At 61.2% G+C, this 17,439-nt stretch carries 17 protein-coding genes and 2 pseudogenes; 10 read left to right on the top strand and 9 right to left on the bottom strand.

All coding sequences use genetic code 11. The features are described from left to right. Nucleotides 1-26: 26 nt before the first annotated feature. Nucleotides 27-1,778 carry an amidohydrolase gene (locus ASG84_RS15270; RefSeq protein WP_057477901.1) on the bottom strand — a complete coding sequence of 584 codons (1,752 nt, stop codon included), beginning with the start codon at nt 1,776-1,778 and terminating at the stop codon, nt 27-29. 272 nt (nt 1,779-2,050) lie between these two features. Between ASG84_RS15270 and ASG84_RS26975 the strand changes: the two genes are divergently transcribed. The 4 genes from ASG84_RS26975 to ASG84_RS15245 all read left to right on the top strand — a co-directional run bounded on the left by ASG84_RS26975 (nt 2,051) and on the right by ASG84_RS15245 (nt 7,816). Next, nucleotides 2,051-3,613, top strand: coding sequence for an amidohydrolase (locus ASG84_RS26975; RefSeq protein WP_162248340.1), 1,563 nt, complete (start codon nt 2,051-2,053; stop codon nt 3,611-3,613). Between the two features lie 572 nt (nt 3,614-4,185). Then, nucleotides 4,186-5,241 carry a sugar ABC transporter substrate-binding protein gene (locus ASG84_RS15255; RefSeq protein ID WP_057477898.1) on the top strand — a complete coding sequence of 352 codons (1,056 nt, stop codon included), beginning with the start codon at nt 4,186-4,188 and terminating at the stop codon, nt 5,239-5,241. A gap of 18 nt (nt 5,242-5,259) precedes the next feature. Beyond that, entirely contained in the window at nt 5,260-6,780 is a 1,521-nt protein-coding gene (locus tag ASG84_RS15250; RefSeq protein ID WP_057477897.1) for a sugar ABC transporter ATP-binding protein, read from the top strand. Next, nucleotides 6,773-7,816, top strand: coding sequence for an ABC transporter permease (locus ASG84_RS15245; RefSeq protein ID WP_082521006.1), 1,044 nt, complete (start codon nt 6,773-6,775; stop codon nt 7,814-7,816). The genes ASG84_RS15250 and ASG84_RS15245 overlap by 8 nt, the downstream gene beginning before the upstream one ends. A gap of 76 nt (nt 7,817-7,892) precedes the next feature. On the opposite strand, the gene ASG84_RS15240 is transcribed toward ASG84_RS15245, so the two are convergent. Further along, nucleotides 7,893-8,825 carry an SDR family NAD(P)-dependent oxidoreductase gene (locus ASG84_RS15240; protein ID WP_057477895.1) on the bottom strand — a complete coding sequence of 311 codons (933 nt, stop codon included), beginning with the start codon at nt 8,823-8,825 and terminating at the stop codon, nt 7,893-7,895. A gap of 67 nt (nt 8,826-8,892) precedes the next feature. Between ASG84_RS15240 and ASG84_RS15235 the strand changes: the two genes are divergently transcribed. After that, nucleotides 8,893-9,303: a MarR family winged helix-turn-helix transcriptional regulator gene (locus tag ASG84_RS15235; RefSeq protein WP_057477894.1), complete on the top strand. Its 411-nt coding sequence runs from the start codon at nt 8,893-8,895 to the stop codon at nt 9,301-9,303. A 35-nt stretch (nt 9,304-9,338) separates the two neighbouring features. On the opposite strand, the gene ASG84_RS15230 is transcribed toward ASG84_RS15235, so the two are convergent. Beyond that, complete coding sequence (locus ASG84_RS15230) at nt 9,339-10,064, bottom strand: SDR family oxidoreductase (protein ID WP_057477893.1); 726 nt, start codon at nt 10,062-10,064, stop codon at nt 9,339-9,341. Between the two features lie 130 nt (nt 10,065-10,194). Between ASG84_RS15230 and ASG84_RS15225 the strand changes: the two genes are divergently transcribed. Further along, the gene (locus ASG84_RS15225; protein WP_057477892.1) at nt 10,195-10,629 is read left to right on the top strand and encodes a MerR family transcriptional regulator; all 435 of its coding nucleotides are present in this window, start codon (nt 10,195-10,197) and stop codon (nt 10,627-10,629) included. A 61-nt stretch (nt 10,630-10,690) separates the two neighbouring features. Here ASG84_RS15225 and ASG84_RS15220 read toward each other — a convergent pair whose 3' ends face one another. Continuing rightward, nucleotides 10,691-11,095 (bottom strand): nuclear transport factor 2 family protein, encoded by a 405-nt coding sequence (locus ASG84_RS15220; protein WP_057477891.1) that lies wholly within the window; start codon nt 11,093-11,095, stop codon nt 10,691-10,693. 102 nt (nt 11,096-11,197) lie between these two features. After that, nucleotides 11,198-11,758, bottom strand: a complete 561-nt coding sequence (locus ASG84_RS15215) for a PadR family transcriptional regulator (protein WP_057477890.1) — start codon at nt 11,756-11,758, stop codon at nt 11,198-11,200. A 93-nt stretch (nt 11,759-11,851) separates the two neighbouring features. On the opposite strand from ASG84_RS15215, the gene ASG84_RS15210 reads away from it, so the two are divergent. Continuing rightward, complete coding sequence (locus ASG84_RS15210) at nt 11,852-12,649, top strand: SGNH/GDSL hydrolase family protein (protein ID WP_235581675.1); 798 nt, start codon at nt 11,852-11,854, stop codon at nt 12,647-12,649. 156 nt (nt 12,650-12,805) lie between these two features. Then, nucleotides 12,806-12,976 carry a hypothetical protein gene (locus tag ASG84_RS27460; RefSeq protein WP_156399539.1) on the top strand — a complete coding sequence of 57 codons (171 nt, stop codon included), beginning with the start codon at nt 12,806-12,808 and terminating at the stop codon, nt 12,974-12,976. A gap of 17 nt (nt 12,977-12,993) precedes the next feature. On the opposite strand, the gene ASG84_RS15205 is transcribed toward ASG84_RS27460, so the two are convergent. Next, a complete protein-coding gene (locus tag ASG84_RS15205; protein WP_057477888.1) occupies nt 12,994-14,013 on the bottom strand; it encodes an NADP-dependent oxidoreductase in 1,020 nt (339 codons plus the stop codon). A 104-nt stretch (nt 14,014-14,117) separates the two neighbouring features. On the opposite strand from ASG84_RS15205, the gene ASG84_RS15200 reads away from it, so the two are divergent. Beyond that, nucleotides 14,118-15,698 carry an MFS transporter gene (locus tag ASG84_RS15200; RefSeq protein ID WP_156399538.1) on the top strand — a complete coding sequence of 527 codons (1,581 nt, stop codon included), beginning with the start codon at nt 14,118-14,120 and terminating at the stop codon, nt 15,696-15,698. Nucleotides 15,699-15,729: 31 nt separating this feature from the next. Here the strand turns inward: ASG84_RS15200 and ASG84_RS28630 are convergent, their stop codons facing one another. After that, nucleotides 15,730-16,086 carry a hypothetical protein gene (locus ASG84_RS28630; protein ID WP_327213075.1) on the bottom strand — a complete coding sequence of 119 codons (357 nt, stop codon included), beginning with the start codon at nt 16,084-16,086 and terminating at the stop codon, nt 15,730-15,732. A 134-nt stretch (nt 16,087-16,220) separates the two neighbouring features. Between ASG84_RS28630 and ASG84_RS28625 the strand changes: the two genes are divergently transcribed. After that, entirely contained in the window at nt 16,221-16,406 is a 186-nt protein-coding gene (locus ASG84_RS28625) for a hypothetical protein (RefSeq protein ID WP_327213074.1), read from the top strand. Between the two features lie 384 nt (nt 16,407-16,790). Here the strand turns inward: ASG84_RS28625 and ASG84_RS27455 are convergent. Both ASG84_RS27455 and ASG84_RS28210 read right to left on the bottom strand, forming a co-directional pair. After that, nucleotides 16,791-17,007 (bottom strand): annotated as a pseudogene (locus tag ASG84_RS27455) (hypothetical protein); the annotation flags it as partial. Nucleotide 17,008: 1 nt separating this feature from the next. Further along, nucleotides 17,009-17,439 (bottom strand): annotated as a pseudogene (locus tag ASG84_RS28210) (3-hydroxyacyl-CoA dehydrogenase); the annotation flags it as partial.

Raw genomic sequence — 17,439 nt, 5'->3', positions numbered from 1 at the left:
CAGTTCGCTGGACTCCGCGCTGGAGCTTACTTCGAGCCCAAGACCGTGTAGACGGTTCTGCCGTCGACAAGGGTGTGAAGTATCCGGCGGTCGAGTAGCGAAGCCACGTCTTCATCACTCGGCCATTCACCTTCCAACACGGCCAAGTCGGCGCGTTGACCGACGGCCAGCGTTCCGCGCCACGATTCCGCACGATCCCGGATGGCGGCACCACTGGTCAACAGTGATAAAGCGTCCACGGAGGTAATGGCCTCCTGGTCTTCTGTTGGAACAGGGCCTTCCCAGCAGTGGGCGCGGGTAACAGCGTTGACTACCGCGGGACGCCAATCGGGCGGCACAACGGGTGCGTCCGACGTAATTCCTGGGCGAACTCCGGCGTGAAGAGTCGACTTGATCGGCTCAGTGCGCAAAATCCGTTCCGGTGCGAGGAATCGCACGAAGGTGCTCATGATCACGGGATTGAAACACGCGCCTATCCCGTTGGCAGCCAATGTTTCCCATCCACTGGGGTATAGCTCTGTGGTGTGGATGAGGTAGTGCCGCAATGGACTGTTCGGAGCAATCTCTGCGATCGTGTCGATGACTGTCTCGACTGTTTGATCTCCGATTGCGTGAATGGCTACCTGCAGTCCGGCGTCGTCGACGATCCTGATGATTTCGCGTAGTTCTGCGACTTTGTCGACGTCGGTGTCGCCGGTTACGACCATGTGTCCGCAGTGATGCCCGGGAGGGTTCTGATCGTGGACGGGGTCCTTGTGCCAGGTCGTGCCATTTTGGGGTGTGCCGTCCGCGAAGACCTTGACGCCGGCAATTGTCAGCCTCTGTGGGTCGACGTCGCGATCGGCGTAGCGATCAGCAAGACCCGCATCCAAGTGATACTTCACGTCGGCAGCGTTGGCTCCCCCCGTTCCGTTCGGCAGGACAAGGACCGAAATTCGCATTGTGAGATCGCCGGCTTCCGCGAGGTCTGCCAGCGCATCCAATGCCTCGACCGAACCCGAGCCGTCCAACAACGCCCGATGGCCAGGGCCCAGACCAGGTTCGGTCAAAGCCGTGATTCCGAGAGCATGCAGATCCGCCTGTCCCGCGCGATAGGCGTCGAGTAACTGTTCTCTCGGCACCGGTGGAACGACCGCGATCAACAATGAAATTGCTGAGTCGGTGAGAAACCCTTCCGGGTTCCCGTCAGCGTCGCGCTCGATGACACCACCGGCGGGGTCAGGGGTATCGGCGGTGATACCCGCAAGTGAGAGTGCAGTGCTGTTTGCTGTGAGCGAATGACCGCTCCAGTCGAAAAGTACGACGGGTGTGCCGGTGATGCCATTGACAGCGAGAGCATCATCGACATCGGCTGCGGTGAGCTTTCGTCCGATGGTGAGCGCATCCCAACCGTGCCCACGGATCCAACCACTTTCGTCAATCCGGTCAGCGGTCAGAAAGCTGCTCAGCTGACCGACATCGGTAAAGATGTCGGTCCCCATTTTGACGTACGTGTGGCTGGTGACCGAATAAGCCGTGAAGTGCAAATGGCCGTCATTGATTCCAGGTATGACAGTGTTGCCGTCCAGTTCGACGATGTGAGTATCCGGCCCGATAAGATCTTCCGCGGCAGTTCCGAGCGCAACGACATTGCCTTGCGTGATTGCAATTGCGCGAGGACGGCTTCCTCGCCATTCCTCGGTCGCGTGATCACCCGGCCTCCAATCTGACAGATCGAGCACGGGACCACCCCGTAGCACGGTGTCGGCATAGGCAACTTCGTCAACGAGTGCAGTCATAGCTACATCGTGCGCTAGTCATCACCGGCGTCAAGCGAGAGTTTCACTGATCGAACCCTCTCGAGACGGTTCGTTCACCGAAACGATCAGGTCAGGATTTCGTGCGATCCGTGCAACGTGGCAGCGAGAAGTACCAGTGAATGCGATCGAAAAGCTACGTGGTCGTGTCGAGTTCGATGGAAGTGGTTGGAGATGTCCGTCACGGACCGCAGTACGGTCTTACGTCGGCTCGACAGGTCACTGCCGAAACTGAGAGGAACGGGAGAGAATATATGTCCAAGGCTTACGTGAATGCGGCTGTGTACACGGGGAAGTCGCCGGTGTCCTGGGCTTCGGTAATTGTCGAGAACGAGGGCAAGATATCGGCCGTCGGTGACGTGGCTTCACTCGCCGGAGACATAGCCGAGGCGGATGAAGTCATCGACCTGGGCGGGCACATGGTCATGCCAGGAATTCATGACGCTCATACCCATTTGGTCAGTGGCCTCAATCGCTGGGAAGTGGCGCTGCCTCACGGTGCGGGAGAAGCCGAAATCCTGTATGCCCTGCGCAGCTGGGTTGGGCCGAGGCCTGTAGATCGTCTCGGTAACCGTTGGCTGATCGGCGGACGCTATTGGCCCGACTCGTTCGGCAGTAAGGGGCCCGACCGGGCATTCCTCGACCGTGAGTTCCCTGATCAACCCGTCGTTCTACACGACAGATCGGCACACAATGTCTTGGTCAACTCCTGTGCTCTGGAACTTGCAGGTATAGACGATGAAACACCGGAGGTCGAGAATGGAAAATTAATTCGAGATGCCACCGGCAGGGTGACCGGTGAACTCTACGAACAGGCGCGGTGGCCGGTGTTCCGCGCGCTTGGAATACACGCAGACAGTGTCATGGCACAGGCAATTCGCTACGCGCGCGATCTGAATCATAGATACGGTGTCACGTCTGTTCAGGATGCCTCGTCAACGGAGCAGCTGCTCAGGGTGATGGGTCAACTCGACGCTGCCGATGAACTACAGCTACACGTGGCGGCGCATCTCGTCTGGCGGGAAGAGTCTTTCGGGATGGCCGGACTGGATGCCCTGAATCATATGATCGAGCATCACGAGGACTACGCGTCGGACCACGTGGATACACGTTTCGTGAAGTTCTGGCTCGACGGGTCACCGATTCCGCCTTACTGGACCCATTCGTGCATCCATGACGATGGCACCGTCGACGAAGAAAACCTGCTCATACCGCAGGACGAAATGAATGCTGCCATGGTGCGCTTCGATGCTGCGGGTTTGATGGTGAAGGTCCACTGCGGCGGTGAGGGAGCAATCCGGCGAGCCTTGGATGCTGTGGAACACGCCCGTTCCGTCAATGGGCCTCATGGACCCCGGCACGAACTGGCGCACTGCTGTCTGGTCCACAAAGATGACTTCGAGCGTTTCGCGGCATTGCGGGTGGGTGCCGAGATGTCGCCCGCCGTGTGGCATCTCCCAGAACACGGGGTCAGTCACCTGTACGAATTCGACTCCGTGGCACGAGCTGGAGCAGAAATGACGTTCGGAACGGACTGGAGTATCGCCGACTCTCCGAATCTGTTCCCGGCGTTGCAGGGTGCCATCGAACACGGAGACCAGTCGATCGACCTCGAGAGAGGGTTGGCGGCAATGACGATAAACGGGGCCCACGCCGTCGGGCAGAGCAATAAGCGCGGCACGATCGAAGTCGGCAAGGATGCTGACTTCATCGTGATCGACCGAAACTTGTTCGATATCCCGACCGGCTCGATCGGCGAAACGCGGGTGCTTCGTACAGTCTTCGGTGGACGCACCGTGTACGAAGCCGAGATCTAGCTCGACATCGTTGGCTCCCTTCGGGTTACCGAGTGCTTCGGTGTTCTCACGCAGTGACCGAACCGGGCAGGGACCATAGTGTCCATTGTTGGCTGTGCCGTTGAACTTTGCTGCGGACGAGGCAGAGGACGAGGCCACGGACGCGTACCTTTCGGTGCCGCCGGATCGCCGGCCGGCAGCACCAGGACATCAGGATGTCTACCGCCGCTGTCCTACGGTGGGCCAGGTAGAGCAGTGTGCAGTGCCGTCGCGGGCTCGGAAGTTCATGACGTCGGCCGCGAGACGTGATGCCCTCGAGAGCGATGGCTGTCTCGAAATCGATCGACCTGTTCGATGGGTGGCGAGGTCGCCCTCGATCATCCTGCGTTCTGTCCGCAGTAGTCGCACGCTCGGGACCCGACGACGTCTCGAGGTCGATCCGGGACTCTGTTCCTGGTGGTTTCGGTCAGTGAAACATCGCCGTCTCCCGCTATCGAACACGTGTTGTACTCGTCACAGCTCGACCGCAGACTTTTCGCTCAAAGTGGCTCGAAGACCACCGAAAAACGTTACGGCCCCATGGAGGATTCCACATGACCAAACCAGCCCGCTCTGTAGCCGCGATCGCGCCGCTCGTCCTTGCATCAGTGCTGACGTTGAGTGCCTGCGCGTCCGATTCCGGCCCGGAGGGCGACTCGGAATTCACCGTTGGGATCTCGAATCCGCAGGGCGCTCAACCTATCCTGAAGATGACTCAAGACACGTTCACCTCTGCTGCTGCACGCAACGGCATCGCGGTCAAGGCTCTCGATGCGCAGCTGGATCCCGCCAAGCAGGTAACCGACGTAGACCAGCTCGTGGCACAGCAAGTCGATCTGATCGTCGTTTATCCGCTGGACGCAAATTCGCTGAAGCCGGCTCTTCAGAGGGCGAATGCCGCAGGCATCAAAGTTGTCGGTTGGGCCGGTCTGGCGTCACCGGAATCCGATCCTGGAGTGCTTACGTCCAATGTGGACACCGGCGGCAGCTATCGCGGTTCCAAACTGCTGTCGGACTACGTCAAGGATCAACTGGGTGGCAGCGGAAATGTTCTGGGAGTCGGTCTCGGCGTGCCAGTTCCCATCCTCGAGACAATGATGTCCCAGTACGAAAAGAACACGACCGAAGGCAGCGCTATCGACTGGCTCGGACGTGTCGACGACCCCACCGATGATATTGCCGGCGGTCAGAAGGTCGTTGCGACCGCTCTTACCAAGTACCAGAACGACATTCAGGGAATCATGGCATACAACGATGCCGCCGCGATGGGAGCTTCCGTTGCAGTCAAGGCCGCAGGCCTCGAGGATGTTGTCATCGTGGGTCAAAACGGCGACGAGGATGGAATCGAAGCAGTCGAGGACGGCCGTCTCAGCGCGACGGTCGATCTTGTCCCGTGGCGCACCGGGTTGATACTCGAAGCGATCTCCCGCGCCATTCTGAACGGACAAGACGTACCTGCGTTCGTGGAAAGCCCAACCGAGCTCTACACCGCGGGCAACGCCGGTAATCGTGTGCCCTGGGCCGACGCGGCCGCAAAGATCGAGTCCGGCGAAATCACGTGTGCACAGGGCGGCGGTTGCCCAGAAGACGTTGCAAGCTTAGGCAACTGATCTCGAACGCGCACAGAGATGATTTCCGAGGAGGTACGGATGGAACCACCGCTCTTGCAGATGAAGTCTGTTCACAAACGATTCGGTCGAACTCACGCGCTGAAGGGGGTCGACTTCGAGATCCACGCTGGAGAAGCACACGCATTGTTGGGTGAGAACGGGTCCGGTAAATCGACCTTGATGAAGATTGCCTACGGCGAAGTCACGGCCAGCAGCGGCCAGGTGTTGCTACGGGGAGAGCCCGTGAAGTTCGCCAACCCGCTTCAGGCCTCGCGAGCCGGCATCGCGATGGTCGCGCAGGAGGTGCCCGTCGTAGAAAGTCTGACGGTGGCGGAAAACATTGCTCTGGGGAACTTACCCGGCTCCCGATTCCGTATCGACTGGACCACAGCTCACCGGACCGCAACCGAGGCCTTGGGCGAGCTCGGTTCCGGAATTCGCGCCGACCGAATAGTAGGGTCTCTCGGTCCGGGCGATCGTCAGGTCGTCGCCATTGCCAGGGCTGTTGCGTCGAAGGCTTCGGTTGTCATATTCGATGAACCCACGAGTTCGCTGACGGCCGAATTGACGGAATCGCTGTTCGACATCATTCGTAAAATGAAAAGCTTCGGCCTGGCAATTGCATTCATCTCTCAACGTCTGCAAGATATCGAACCTGTGGCAGACCGCGTGACCGTGCTTCGGGACGGCGCACTGGTGAGGACGATGGACCTGGCCGAGGCCGATGAGGGCACAATAACTCGATTGATGGTCGGTAGGCCCCTCACGGACTACTTCCACCGAGAGATTGCCAAAACTCGGTCCACTTCGGACAAGCCGGCCCTGTCGGTCGGTCACCTGTCCTCTCCTGGCGTCATCGAGGATGTAGGTTTCGACGTCGGGCCCGGGGAAGTCGTGGGACTCGCCGGTCTGGTGGGTTGTGGGCGTGTCGAGGTTGTCCGTTCGATCTTCGGCGCAGATGCCGGTGTAGGCGAAGTGACGGTAGCGGGCAAGCCCTACACCCGTCGGACCCCACGTCGGTCCATTCAACGTGACCTGGCGTTCGTAACCGGCGACCGAAAAGGCGAAGGGCTGGTTCCGGCCGCAAGCGTTTTCCACAACCTGAGTCTCATCGCAAACAACAGGCTGAATCTGCTACCTATCAACAGGAGAAATCAGCGAACAGCCGCCTCCAGTGCCATGCAAGAACTTCAGGTGCGACCGGCTGACATGAGCCTGCCTGCGGGGAGCCTATCGGGCGGGAATCAGCAAAAGGTGGTCATAGGCCGATGGCTGTCGAGTGCTCCACAGGTCTTGCTGATGGACGAGCCCACGAGAGGGGTGGACGTGGGTGCCAAGTCCGAGATATACCGGCTCGTGAGGGAGCTGGCGTCGCAGGGCGTGGCTGTTCTCATAAGTTCTTCCGAAAATAGCGAGCTGCTCGGTGTGTGCGATCGCGTCATGGTGATGTTTCGAGGCCGAATTGTCGCTGACCGCCCATCCGATCAGCTCGACGAATTGACAATTGCTGAACTCGCCGCAGGAGTTATTGATGTCTGAACCAACAGTCGCCCCATCGAAAGATTCTCCCGAAGCGGAGATCGCTGAGTCCGAACGGACAGAGCGTCAGGGAATGTCGACATCCGCGGGTGCTGTGCTGAAGAACTTCCGCGGGTTCGGTGGAGCATTGGCTGCTCTTCTCATCATGGTTCTTTACCTTTCGGTAACGCAGGAGTTCTTCTTCACGAAGGCGAACATCCTGAATGTGCTGTCCGGCAACAGCGCCTTGATGATCACGGCTATCGGTCTTACCTTCGTAGTACTGTCGGCCGGTTTCGATCTTTCCGTTGGAGCAATCTATGCTGCGGCCGGGTACGTTGCATATCGGGCGCTGGAGTCCGGACTCCCGGAAATTGTCGCTCTCCTGTTGGGAGGTTTGACGGGGGTCCTGCTGGGTGGAGCGGTAAACGGAGTGCTTATCGGGCGTATTCGTCTCAACTTCTTCGTCGTCACCCTCGGCACCACATCCCTGTTCACCGGTGCGCTCAACGTCGTGACCAATGGCAAGACCAACACGATTCCCATCGAGGAGGGAAGCCTTCTCTACGCGCTCGGAAATGGCACTGTCATGACCATTCCAGTGCCGGTTGTCCTGAGTCTCACGGTTCTGTTGCTGAGTGGATACTTGCTCCGCTTCACCTCGTTCGGGCGCGCCGTCTATGCAGTGGGCGGTAATCCCGAAGCGGCACGACTGGCCGGCATCAACGTCTCGTGGGTGTACGTGTGTGTGTACGGTCTCGGAGGTCTCTTCGCCTCGGTGGCGGGCATGGTGGATGCAAGTCGACTCGCCTCGGCATCTCCGACCGCGGGTGCGAGTTTGGCTCTGACTGCTGGTGCCGCAGTTCTGCTCGGGGGCACAAGCTTCTACGGCGGTCTGGGAGGAGTTTTCGGGACGGTAGTAGGCGTGCTCCTCATTGCCGTTCTGCAAAACGGACTGGGTTTGATGGGAGTTTCCGCATTCTGGCAGGGCGTTGTCACCGGCACCGTTCTGGTCGTGGCTGTGCTGCTCGACAAACTGCAGTCTCGATCTACCTGAGGAGGACGGCACGCCCATCTGCGGAAGTGAGGACATCTGCGATGGGCGTGCGTCGTCGGCGTCGTGATGCACAGCATCAGCGTCGTGGGTGTCGCTGTGCCAGGATCGGCGCACCGATGATGCGTTCGGTTTCGTTCCACACGAACGCTCCGAGATCGCAATTGCGGCTCGAATGAACAGGTTCGGCGATCACCGGTGGGCCGGCAGCATTCCTTTGTGGTCCGATGTAGACCCCGCCGAGCGGTAGATCGCGTGCCGCCATGGCCGCGACTGCGGGTGCAGCAGCAGAGTCCTTTCCCTGCACCATCGAAGAGAATGCAGGCCCGAGCACTCGGGCAGCTGCTCGCACGATGCCCGGCCGAGTGTGGATCCCCGGCCGATCCGCGGTGAGGGCATCGATTGCACCGCCTGGATGGACAACCACCGACTCTACCGAGGATGGACCGCCCCGAAGTTTGCGGGAGAGTTCGAAGCCCAGAATCTCCGTCGCATGTTTGGACATGGCATATGCCACGCGTGGCCGGTAGTAGTCCTGAGACAGCCAGTTGTTCCGATCGAACGGAATGCGTTGCGTGAGCATGCTTCCCATGCTCACGACCCTGGCGGTCGGTGCCCGTTCCAAGGACGGGAGAGCGAGACGGAGCAGTTCGACATGTGCGAGAAAATTCGTGCCGACAGTCAGCTCCACCTCGTACGGACCTTGCTCGAACGATGTGGGTGCAGCGACCAAGCCTGCGTTCATCACCAGGCCGTCGAGCTCAGGGGTATCGCGTAACTCTTTGCCCGCCCGCCGAACGGATTCGACATCCGCGAGATCCATCTCGAGGACGCGGTGACGGTCGGGGTGGGGCAGGAGGCCGATGGCGTGTCGGCCTCGCTCTCCCGAACGCGCCACGACGATGATCTCGGCGCCCAGTTCGGCCAACTGTTCGGCAATGAAATATCCGATTCCCGACGTAGCGCCGGTGACGGCTACCGTGCGCCCGTCGAGTCGATCGACTTCGAGCATGTGAATCTCCTTCAAGTCTTGAACTATCAAACTACTTCAAGACTTGAAATACTGCTAGCCTGCTCACGTGGACATTCTCGTCGCGACTCTACGAATGCAGGAACTCGCTCTCCGGATCAACGATGATTTCTTGCCGGTTGCCACACGGGAGGGCCTGACACTCGTGACGGCGCATGCCCTGTGGAAAGTGGATCCAGATCGAGGCGACCTGACGATGTCCGAAATGGCTGCGCAACTGGGATGCAACGCCTCCAATGCCACGTTTGTCATCAAGCAGTTGGAGGCGCGCGGTTTCGTCGAGAGGAGGGCCGACCCGGCGGACGGCAGACGGACATTCATCGGGCTGACCGAAGACGGAGCGCGTGCCCGAAAGCGCCTCGGCCGAGCGCTGACATCTGTCAGCCCCCTGAAGGCTCTGACCGAGGAGCAACGCGCTTCGTTCGTCAGCATTCTGGATGTCCTGAGCGATCGACGCTGATGCCGTCCACTTACGGGATCTTCGTGACCATGGAGTCAGTTGGTTCCGAGTAGCTCGGCCATTTTTGCGTAGAAGGTCGAGGGATCACCTGCGAGTGAGGATTTCACCATGGCGGTCCATTCGTCCACGATGATCTCGATGGAGCCGTTGATCAGACCGTCGAGTGCTGCGCGGGGCACAGTGCGGGGGTCGATCTTCGGCCCGTCGTAGGCGGCGGCAATGTCTGTGTCGGCAGCGCCGAGGAGCACGCCCTGTACCAGCGTCCCCTGGGGAGCGAGTTCCAGGCGTACGCCGTTCGTCATGTTCCATTCGGCAGCCTTTGCGGCCGAGTAGGCACCGGATCCCGTTGTGGCGAACCAGGACAGCGCAGAGAGGATATTGACTATCGAGCCACCACCGTGTGCGGCGAGTACCGGGGCGAAGGCGCGGATGACGTGCAGTGTGCCCCAGTAATGCGTGTCCATCTCTCGTCGAATTTCCGTCAGTTCGCCGGTGACGAGTGTGGCACCGGTGGAAATACCTGCATTGTTGACGAGCAGCGTGATATCGGACGCGAAAGTCGCTGCAGCGGCCACCGATTCGCTATCGAGAAGGTTCAGTGCCACCGGCACCACTCGGTTGTCTTCGAAGTCGAGCGTCTCGGGTCTGCGAGCCGACGCGTATACCTTCTGCACGCCACGATCGAGTAGTTCCAGGACGAACTGACGGCCGATGCCGCGGTTGGCTCCAGTGACGAGGGCGACCTGGTTCGAGAAGTCCATGGGGGCCTTGCTTTCTTGTCGGGGGTTCGTTCTTCGGTCCTGATCGGCCCGATATCGACAACACTAAAACTTGACGCTAACGTCAAGGGCAAGTCCGATCCACAGAATGTCGATCCGAGGGAGACGTGGGATGCGAATAGGCGAGGTCGCACGCCTGGCGGGAGTGAGCACGCGAGCGCTGCGCTACTACGAAGAGCAGGGTCTACTGACGTCCGAACGTACCTTCGGTGAACAGCGCATCTACCCCGAGTCCGCCGTCGAGCGTGTGAAGCTACTCCAGCAGCTCTTCGCCGCCGGTCTCTCCAGCAAGAAGATTGTGCAACTGCTGCCGTGTATCGACAGCGGTCAGAGTTCGCCCGAGGCCTTCGAGATCATGAGGGTCGAACGCGAACGCATCACTTCGGCCATGGCCGATCTGGCCGCCACGCGTGACGTCCTGGACCAGATGATCGACATTGCTCACAACCCCACACCCGAACACTGCCCCGCCCTCCGGGATACGCCCTGGGGGCCACTCGAGTCCGGTACGTCTGCGGCTGTATCACGGTCGTCGGTCGCCGTCTGAGTCTCCCGAACGCAGGCAACCGACGTCATGTGTCGCGTATCCCCAGGGTGTGTACTGCGCGTCAGCTGGTCTCGTCGACGGGACTGACCGGGGCCATCTCGGCGGCAAACTCTATGGCCATGGCTCGGGAGAGCGCCTGTGCGGCCGACAGTGGACGCACCATGACGGTGAAGTCGTCGATCAACCCGTCGGAATCGAGGTGGAGGATGTCGCAACCGTGGACGGTCACATCGTCGATGCGGGCCTCGAAGAACAGGACGTGATCGCGGCCGCGGACGTCCTCGACGGTTCGGACGTAGCGGAGGTCGCTGAAGACCCGGGTCACGGCGCGCAGAATTGCCGCAGTCGTCTGCTTACCGTGATACGGCTTGAAGGCGACGGGGGAGCTGAAGACGACGTTCTCGGCCAGTGTCGACGCCATGGCGTCGTGGTCGTTGGCCTCGACGGCTTGCTTGAACTGTTGCATGCGGCATCTCCTGGGTGAGGCCGGGGCCAGGATGGTCCTCGGGGCAAGTTACTACCCGCGAACCATACACATCTGTGCGACTATGGATGTCGATATTGCGGCCTAATCTCGACCAGCGCGCGAGTCGAGAACTTCGAGGACGCGGGCACCCCAGCGAAGCGATTCTTCCTCGAACATGCGTCCTCGCATCAGTGTGAGGTAAGGCCCTATGCGATCAGCGGACGCCAGGAACTCGGTTTCGGTGCGGCCGTCGAGCAGTCGATGTGCCATTCGGTCGTACCGGGCCAGCTTGTCGCGCGAGAGCTGCATGCGTTCACGAACCGCGGCGGTCGTCGGCTCGAGATCGCCTGCCTCCAACGCATGGATGGCGACCAGGTGCTCGTCGCGAACAGCGGGAAGCTTCGGGCGTCTGTGACTGACCTGACGTAACGCTTCCCAGCCCTTGTCGGTCAGGGTGAACAGTCGTTTGTTGGGTCTGCCGTCCTGCTCCACGAGTCTTGCCGAGATCACCTCGTCTCGATCCATTCGATCGAGCTCGCGGTACAGCTGTTGGGGAGTGGCAGTCCAGAAGTTGGCGACGGTTGCATCGAAAGCCTTGGACAGGTCGTAACCCGACATCTCTCCGTCCACCAGCGCGGCGAGCACAGCATTTCGTAGCGACATGATCCGGAACAGTACTCGTCGAGCACTTTCCTTGGGCGTTGCTAATACACAACTTGTTGTATATTGGCGTTCGACGACAGAATGGTGGATGTGGTGGAGCGAAAGAATCAGTTGCGGTACGTGGCCCTCGGCGACAGTCAGACGGAGGGGCTGAACGATGGTGACGACGAAACAGGCTTCCGTGGCTGGGCAGATCGACTGGCCGCACACATGGCCGAGGGCGATGCCGGGGTCGTCTACGCCAATCTTGCGGTTCGTGGTCGCCGAGCCGCGCAAGTCAAGTCCGAGCACTTGCCCGTTGCCTTGTCGATGAAACCGACCGTCGCGTCCGTCGCAGCCGGTGTCAACGACATTTTGCGACCGAATTTCGATGCGCGGACCGTGGCGGGTGAACTGGGCACGATGTTCAGCGCGCTGCGGGCGATCGACGCCACCGTCATCACCATGACGTTTCCTCGACTCGCCCATCCCGTACCGGGAAAGGCGGTCATCGCCAGGCGCATGACCGAGCTGAACGCCGAGATACGCAAGGTGGCAGAAGAATTCGGTGTCGTGGTAATCGATCTGGAGCAGCACCACGTGGCATCGGACCCTCGGCTGTGGAGCTGGGATCGTCTGCATCTCAACGAGACAGGGCATGCGCGGCTCGCCGCCGCCGCCGCGTACGCCCTCGGTCTTCCGGGTGCCACCGACGCCTGGAATCGAGAGCTGACGCCTATCGCACGCACGCACCCGTTGGCGCGAGTTCGTGCCGATGTCACCTGGGCCGGAATGTTCCTCGCGCCGTGGTTGACTCGCCGTGTTCGAAGGCGCTCCTCGGGTGACAGTCGTACGGCCAAACGGCCGGAGCTGACGTCGGTGCTCGGACGGGCCGTCGACCTACGTCCGTAGTGGCAACGCTGGCGGTGTACATCGACGGGGTTTCCGCCGGACGTCGCGGCGATCACGACAGTCGAACAACCGGCGGGGGAGACCAGCGGCAATTCGATTTCGGGCCGTAGAGTCTGAGCATCAGGCGGAAGGGGCCGGGCGGTAGGGCCGTCGACGATCACGGTGAGCGCATCGCCGCCCACGACCGACAGTCCCGACCATGCCTGGCTTCCGGCACCCCAGCATCCGTTCTTCTTGGTCCTGAGGATCTATCAACCGACCGAGGATGCCCTGAGTGAGCGGTGGACGCCGCCGCAGGTCGTGCGGTCGAATGTCGGACCGCTCTGAACCGGCGTGTCTGGGCTTCACAACCGGCAGAGCGTCTTTCCGCTGGTTCGTCCGTTGAGTAGATCGACCAGTGCGGTGGAGGCCTGCTCGAGGCCGTCGTAGACGGATTCCTCGTACATCATCGTTCCGTCGGCCAGTCGGCTTCCGACGGTGGATCGCATCGTGTCGTAGAGATGGCCGAACGAACCAGCTCGGAATCCTCGTATCGACAAGCTCTTGGCAGTGATCTGAAATAGGTTCGACGGCAGTGTGTTCGATATTTCGTAAGTGGAGATCGCCCCGCACATCGCGACGCGTCCTTGGTGCCGAAGGGCGTCCAGTGCGGCGGTGAAGTGGGATCCACCGACGTTGTCGAAGTATGCGTCGATCCCGTCCGGGGCAGCGTGGGCGAGGAGGCTGTCCATATCGCCGTCGTGGTAATCGAACGAACGGGAGGCACCGAGGGCACCGACCAGGTGATCGGCCTTGCGTCTGCTCCCTGCGGACGCGATCACCGTGCAGCCGTGGTGCGCCGCGAGTTGGGTGGCGATACTTCCCACTGCTCCTGCGGCGGCCGAAATCCAGACGGTGTCGGACGGCCGTATGTCCATGACCTCGAAGAGACCCACGTAGGCCGTGAGGCCGGAACTACCCAGCGGGCCGAGAAACCACTGTGGTGGCCAGTCGTGGGCGTCGATCTTGGTGAGCGTGCCCGCGCCGCCCAATCCGCCTGCGGTGGCAGAGACCGTCGAGTAATCGCGGTACCCGTACATGTGCGACACCAGATCTCCCGGCCGGAAGTTCTCGTGCCGCGACTCGACGACGACGCCGAGTGCCAACCCCACCAAAGGATCTCCGACAGAGATCGGTGGAAGATAGCCCGACGGTGCCGAGTCGCCGAGGCGCAGTCGAATCGACGGATCGATCGACAGCCACGTATTTCGTACCAGCACATCGCCGTCGAGCAGCGGAGCGAGCGAAATGTCCGTCAGCTCCAGATGCTCGGTCGTCAGTTTCCCGCTGGGATGGGCGGCGAGGCAGAGTACGCGACTGATCATGGTCTTCGATGACGTCCCTTCGAATCGTGTGATGTAGAAAACGCGACAATCTATCCGCAACTGAATTAGGTTCAAGTGTAGGCCGCGTCCGGAAGGTGACACAGGTGAAATCGTCGAATCACATCAGTTTCTTTGCGCCGATGCGTATTCCGAAGTTGCGCCGGATGTTGGGCTTCGAACTGAGCGCCAGTGTGGGCGTCTGGATCCTGGTTCTCGCCGCACAGTGGACGCTCACCGAGTCGGGGGAGTCCGCGCTGGTGGTCTCCTCGGTCCAGTTCGCCGCCAGTGTGCCGTTCTTTCTTCTTGCTCTACCGATCGGTGCTGTCGCGGAGTTCGCCGGTCATCGGCTGTTGCTCGCCGGAACAGCAATCATCTTGCTGGTGGCGTCGATCGTCATGACGGCGCTGCAGCTACTCGGCCTGTCCTCCACGCCGGCGTTGATGACCGCGGTGTTTCTCGCCGGGTGCGGGCTCGCGTCGGTGGCAATCGTGTGGCAGGCCCTGCTCCCTCATCTGGTCCCTGCCGACATGATGGCAGTCGTTCCTGCAATCGACGGTGCCATTTTCAACGGAGCGCGCGCAGTCGGACCGGTAATCGGGGGCGCAATACTCGCATGGTGGGGTTCGAGCGGTGCATTTGCGACCGTTGCCGCGCTGTTCGCCGTCTGTGTCGTCGTGGCGCTCACTCAGGTGCCGCCCGAGTCCGGTAAGAGGCCCAAAACCGAATCCGTGCACCACGCTGTCGGGGTGAGTGTGCGATTCATTCGCCATTCGCGGTGGACTCGGCGACTGTTGTTGCGCGTCATGACGTTCGGAATTCCGGCCAGTGCCCTGTGGGCGTTGCTACCGGTGGTGGCATTCGAACGACTACATGCATCGTCGGTTCAGTTCGGTGTCCTCTCGGGTGCCATCGGGATCGGTGCGGTGGCCGGCACCGTCGCTCTGATGCCTCTCCGTGCACGGTTGAGCTGGAACACCTTCGTAGCAATCGGTTCGGTTGCTTACGCGGCCGTTCTCGCAGGCATCGTTCTCGTGCAGTCGGTGAGTGTGGTCTTCGTACTGCTGGTCATCGTGGGTGCGGCGTGGGTTGCGATCCAGAGCACCTGGATGATCGCCACCCACGCTGTGATGCCGAAGTGGATCAAGTCGCGTGTCATCGCATTCGTGATGCTGACATTTCAGGGCAGTCAGGCAGTAGGGGCCCTCCTGTGGGGGTTGCTGGCCAACGCGGTCGGTCTCGTTGCCGCAGTGATCGTCTCGGCGACGTTCATGTCCGTCTCCGCAGTAGAGATTCTCAGACGGGGAATTCTGCCGAGCGAATCGATAGCACCGGATCTGTCGGGTGGGGCAGGTCCGGCGGTACTGCCCACCGAATTCGACGGCCGCCGGATAACCGTCGAAACGACGTATGTCGTCGATCCGGAAAAGCTGGCTCAGTTCGTCGACGATGTCGGACGCCTGCGATCGTCCAGACTCCGACTCGGGGCCGTACGGTGGTCCTGTGCGCAGACGTCAAGCACAAGAGCAACATTCGTCGAGCTGTGCGCCTTCGAGAACTGGTCGGAGTATGCCGCCCAGGAGACGGAGAGGCTGACGGTGCCCGAGCAACGCATCAGGACCACGATCGCCTCCCATCTGACGGCCGAACCGCAGGTGCGAGTGCTGGTGGATGTGGCACCGCGATAGTGGCGAATCCGGCCACCACATCCACCGACGTTCAGTTGAACTTGCTCTCCCATTCCTGTTGGAACTGCGAGACCTTCTCCGGCGTCAGCGAATCCGTATCGGGCAGCGGAATGTCCTGCGCTGACGCGACCGAGTTCTCGACGTCGGGCAGAGCGCTGCCGTAGCCCTTCGACAGGGCGCGTTGTCCGTCTGCCGACACCATGAAGTCGGCCAGCACCTGCGCGGCGTTGGGATGCGGCGCCGAGGACAACACATGGGAGTAGTACGGCGCACCCCACGCCGGATCGGGAAGTGTCCACTCGACGGGTGCCCCGGCATCCTTCTCCCGCACCAGCGGCGGCACCATCGGCGACGCGGCGATCTCGCCGGAGCTCAAAGCCTGAGCCACAGCCAACGCGCCCGGGATAAACCCGAGGTTCCTGTGCAGCCAGCTTGTCCAGGAAGCCGCCACCGGTCCAGTTCTCGTCGAAGAATCGATACTCGTCGACGACGGCGGCGAACCCCGCAGGATTGACGACGCCGATGCGACCTTTCAACGCCGGATCCAACAGATCCTGTGGGGAGGACAGGCCGGCAGGAACGGCACCGGTGTTCCATCCGAGCGCGAATATTGCTGCGCTGGTGAGGAAGAAGGTGTCGTTCAGCACGCTGGTGGACCGGTTGTACGCCGGGTCGTCGAAGGCCGGCCCGACGATCGGGGTCGAGTAGGTGCCCGATTCGGACGCAGTGGTGATCCACGCCGGATCGGTCGACATGTGTACGTCGGCAGTCCCGCGGCCGGTGCGGACTTCGGTCTCCACGCGCGGGTTGAGCTCGACGTCACTGCCGCGCGTGAATTCGAGATCGATGTCGGGATACTTCGATTCGAACGCGGTCTCGAGCGTCGCGAGGTTCTCAGGATGCTGACTGGAGTACAGGTGCACGCTCCCTTCGCCGTTGGCTGCGGCCACGACGTCGTCCCACGAACCCTGCACCGGTGCGGATCCGGCGTCCTGGGACGACTGCCCGCACGCCGCGGCAACGAGAGTCACCGCGGCAATCCCGACGGACATCACCGATCGACGTAGTGCGTTCACAGCATTCTCTTTTCGTTCAGGATGCGAGGGTATGGACGCGCTCTCCGCGCAGTGCTTTGTTCACCAACGACTGTGGCGGCTCGAAGTGAGCCCCGTACTTCGATGCCAATTCGCGTGCTCGGTCGACGAAACCGGACAGCCCGCCGTCGTATTGGTCGATGTACTGAATGACGCCCCCGGTCCACGAGGGGAAGCCGATGCCCAGCAAGGACCCGATGTTCGCGTCGGCCACGNGACAGCCCGCCGTCGTATTGGTCGATGTACTGAATGACGCCCCCGGTCCACGAGGGGAAGCCGATGCCCAGCAAGGACCCGATGTTCGCGTCGGCCACACTCGTCAGCACCCCTTCGTCCAGGCACTTGACCGCCTCGATCGCCTCGGCGAACAGCATCCGTTCCTGCATGTCCCGGAAAGGAATGTGCGTCGAACCGGAATCGAACGACGTGCGCACGCCCGGCCAGATCCCGGTTCTCGTGCCCGATTCGTCGTAGCTGTAGAAGCCGCCGCCGCCGGCGCGCCCGGGGCGGTCGAGCTCATCGACCATCTTGTCCATCACTGCGTCCGAGCCGTGTCGGCGAGGCGGCTTTCCTTCGTCGGCCAGCGCCCGCTCGTTTTCTTTGCGGATCTTCTGCGACAGCGACAGGGTCACCTGGTCCATCAGTTG

Origin of the sequence: Rhodococcus sp. Leaf278 (genome assembly GCF_001426085.1) — a bacterium.
In the GTDB taxonomy this organism is placed as follows: Bacteria; Actinomycetota; Actinomycetes; order Mycobacteriales; family Mycobacteriaceae; genus Rhodococcoides.
Note: the sequence above shows the minus strand (reverse complement) of the source record. Positions and strands in the feature narration are given on the sequence as shown.

Excerpts from the sequence above, each read along its gene's own strand:
- ASG84_RS15270 (WP_057477901.1), bottom strand. The coding sequence starts at position 1,778 with ATGACTGCACTCGTTGACGAAGTTGCCTATGCCGACACCGTGCTACGG.
- ASG84_RS26975 (WP_162248340.1), top strand. The coding sequence starts at position 2,051 with ATGTCCAAGGCTTACGTGAATGCGGCTGTGTACACGGGGAAGTCGCCG.
- ASG84_RS15255 (WP_057477898.1), top strand. The coding sequence starts at position 4,186 with ATGACCAAACCAGCCCGCTCTGTAGCCGCGATCGCGCCGCTCGTCCTT.
- ASG84_RS15250 (WP_057477897.1), top strand. The coding sequence starts at position 5,260 with ATGATTTCCGAGGAGGTACGGATGGAACCACCGCTCTTGCAGATGAAG.
- ASG84_RS15245 (WP_082521006.1), top strand. The coding sequence starts at position 6,773 with ATGTCTGAACCAACAGTCGCCCCATCGAAAGATTCTCCCGAAGCGGAG.
- ASG84_RS15240 (WP_057477895.1), bottom strand. The coding sequence starts at position 8,825 with ATGCTCGAAGTCGATCGACTCGACGGGCGCACGGTAGCCGTCACCGGC.
- ASG84_RS15230 (WP_057477893.1), bottom strand. The coding sequence starts at position 10,064 with ATGGACTTCTCGAACCAGGTCGCCCTCGTCACTGGAGCCAACCGCGGC.
- ASG84_RS15225 (WP_057477892.1), top strand. The coding sequence starts at position 10,195 with ATGCGAATAGGCGAGGTCGCACGCCTGGCGGGAGTGAGCACGCGAGCG.
- ASG84_RS15220 (WP_057477891.1), bottom strand. The coding sequence starts at position 11,095 with ATGCAACAGTTCAAGCAAGCCGTCGAGGCCAACGACCACGACGCCATG.
- ASG84_RS15215 (WP_057477890.1), bottom strand. The coding sequence starts at position 11,758 with ATGTCGCTACGAAATGCTGTGCTCGCCGCGCTGGTGGACGGAGAGATG.
- ASG84_RS15205 (WP_057477888.1), bottom strand. The coding sequence starts at position 14,013 with ATGATCAGTCGCGTACTCTGCCTCGCCGCCCATCCCAGCGGGAAACTG.
- ASG84_RS28625 (WP_327213074.1), top strand. The coding sequence starts at position 16,221 with ATGCGACCTTTCAACGCCGGATCCAACAGATCCTGTGGGGAGGACAGG.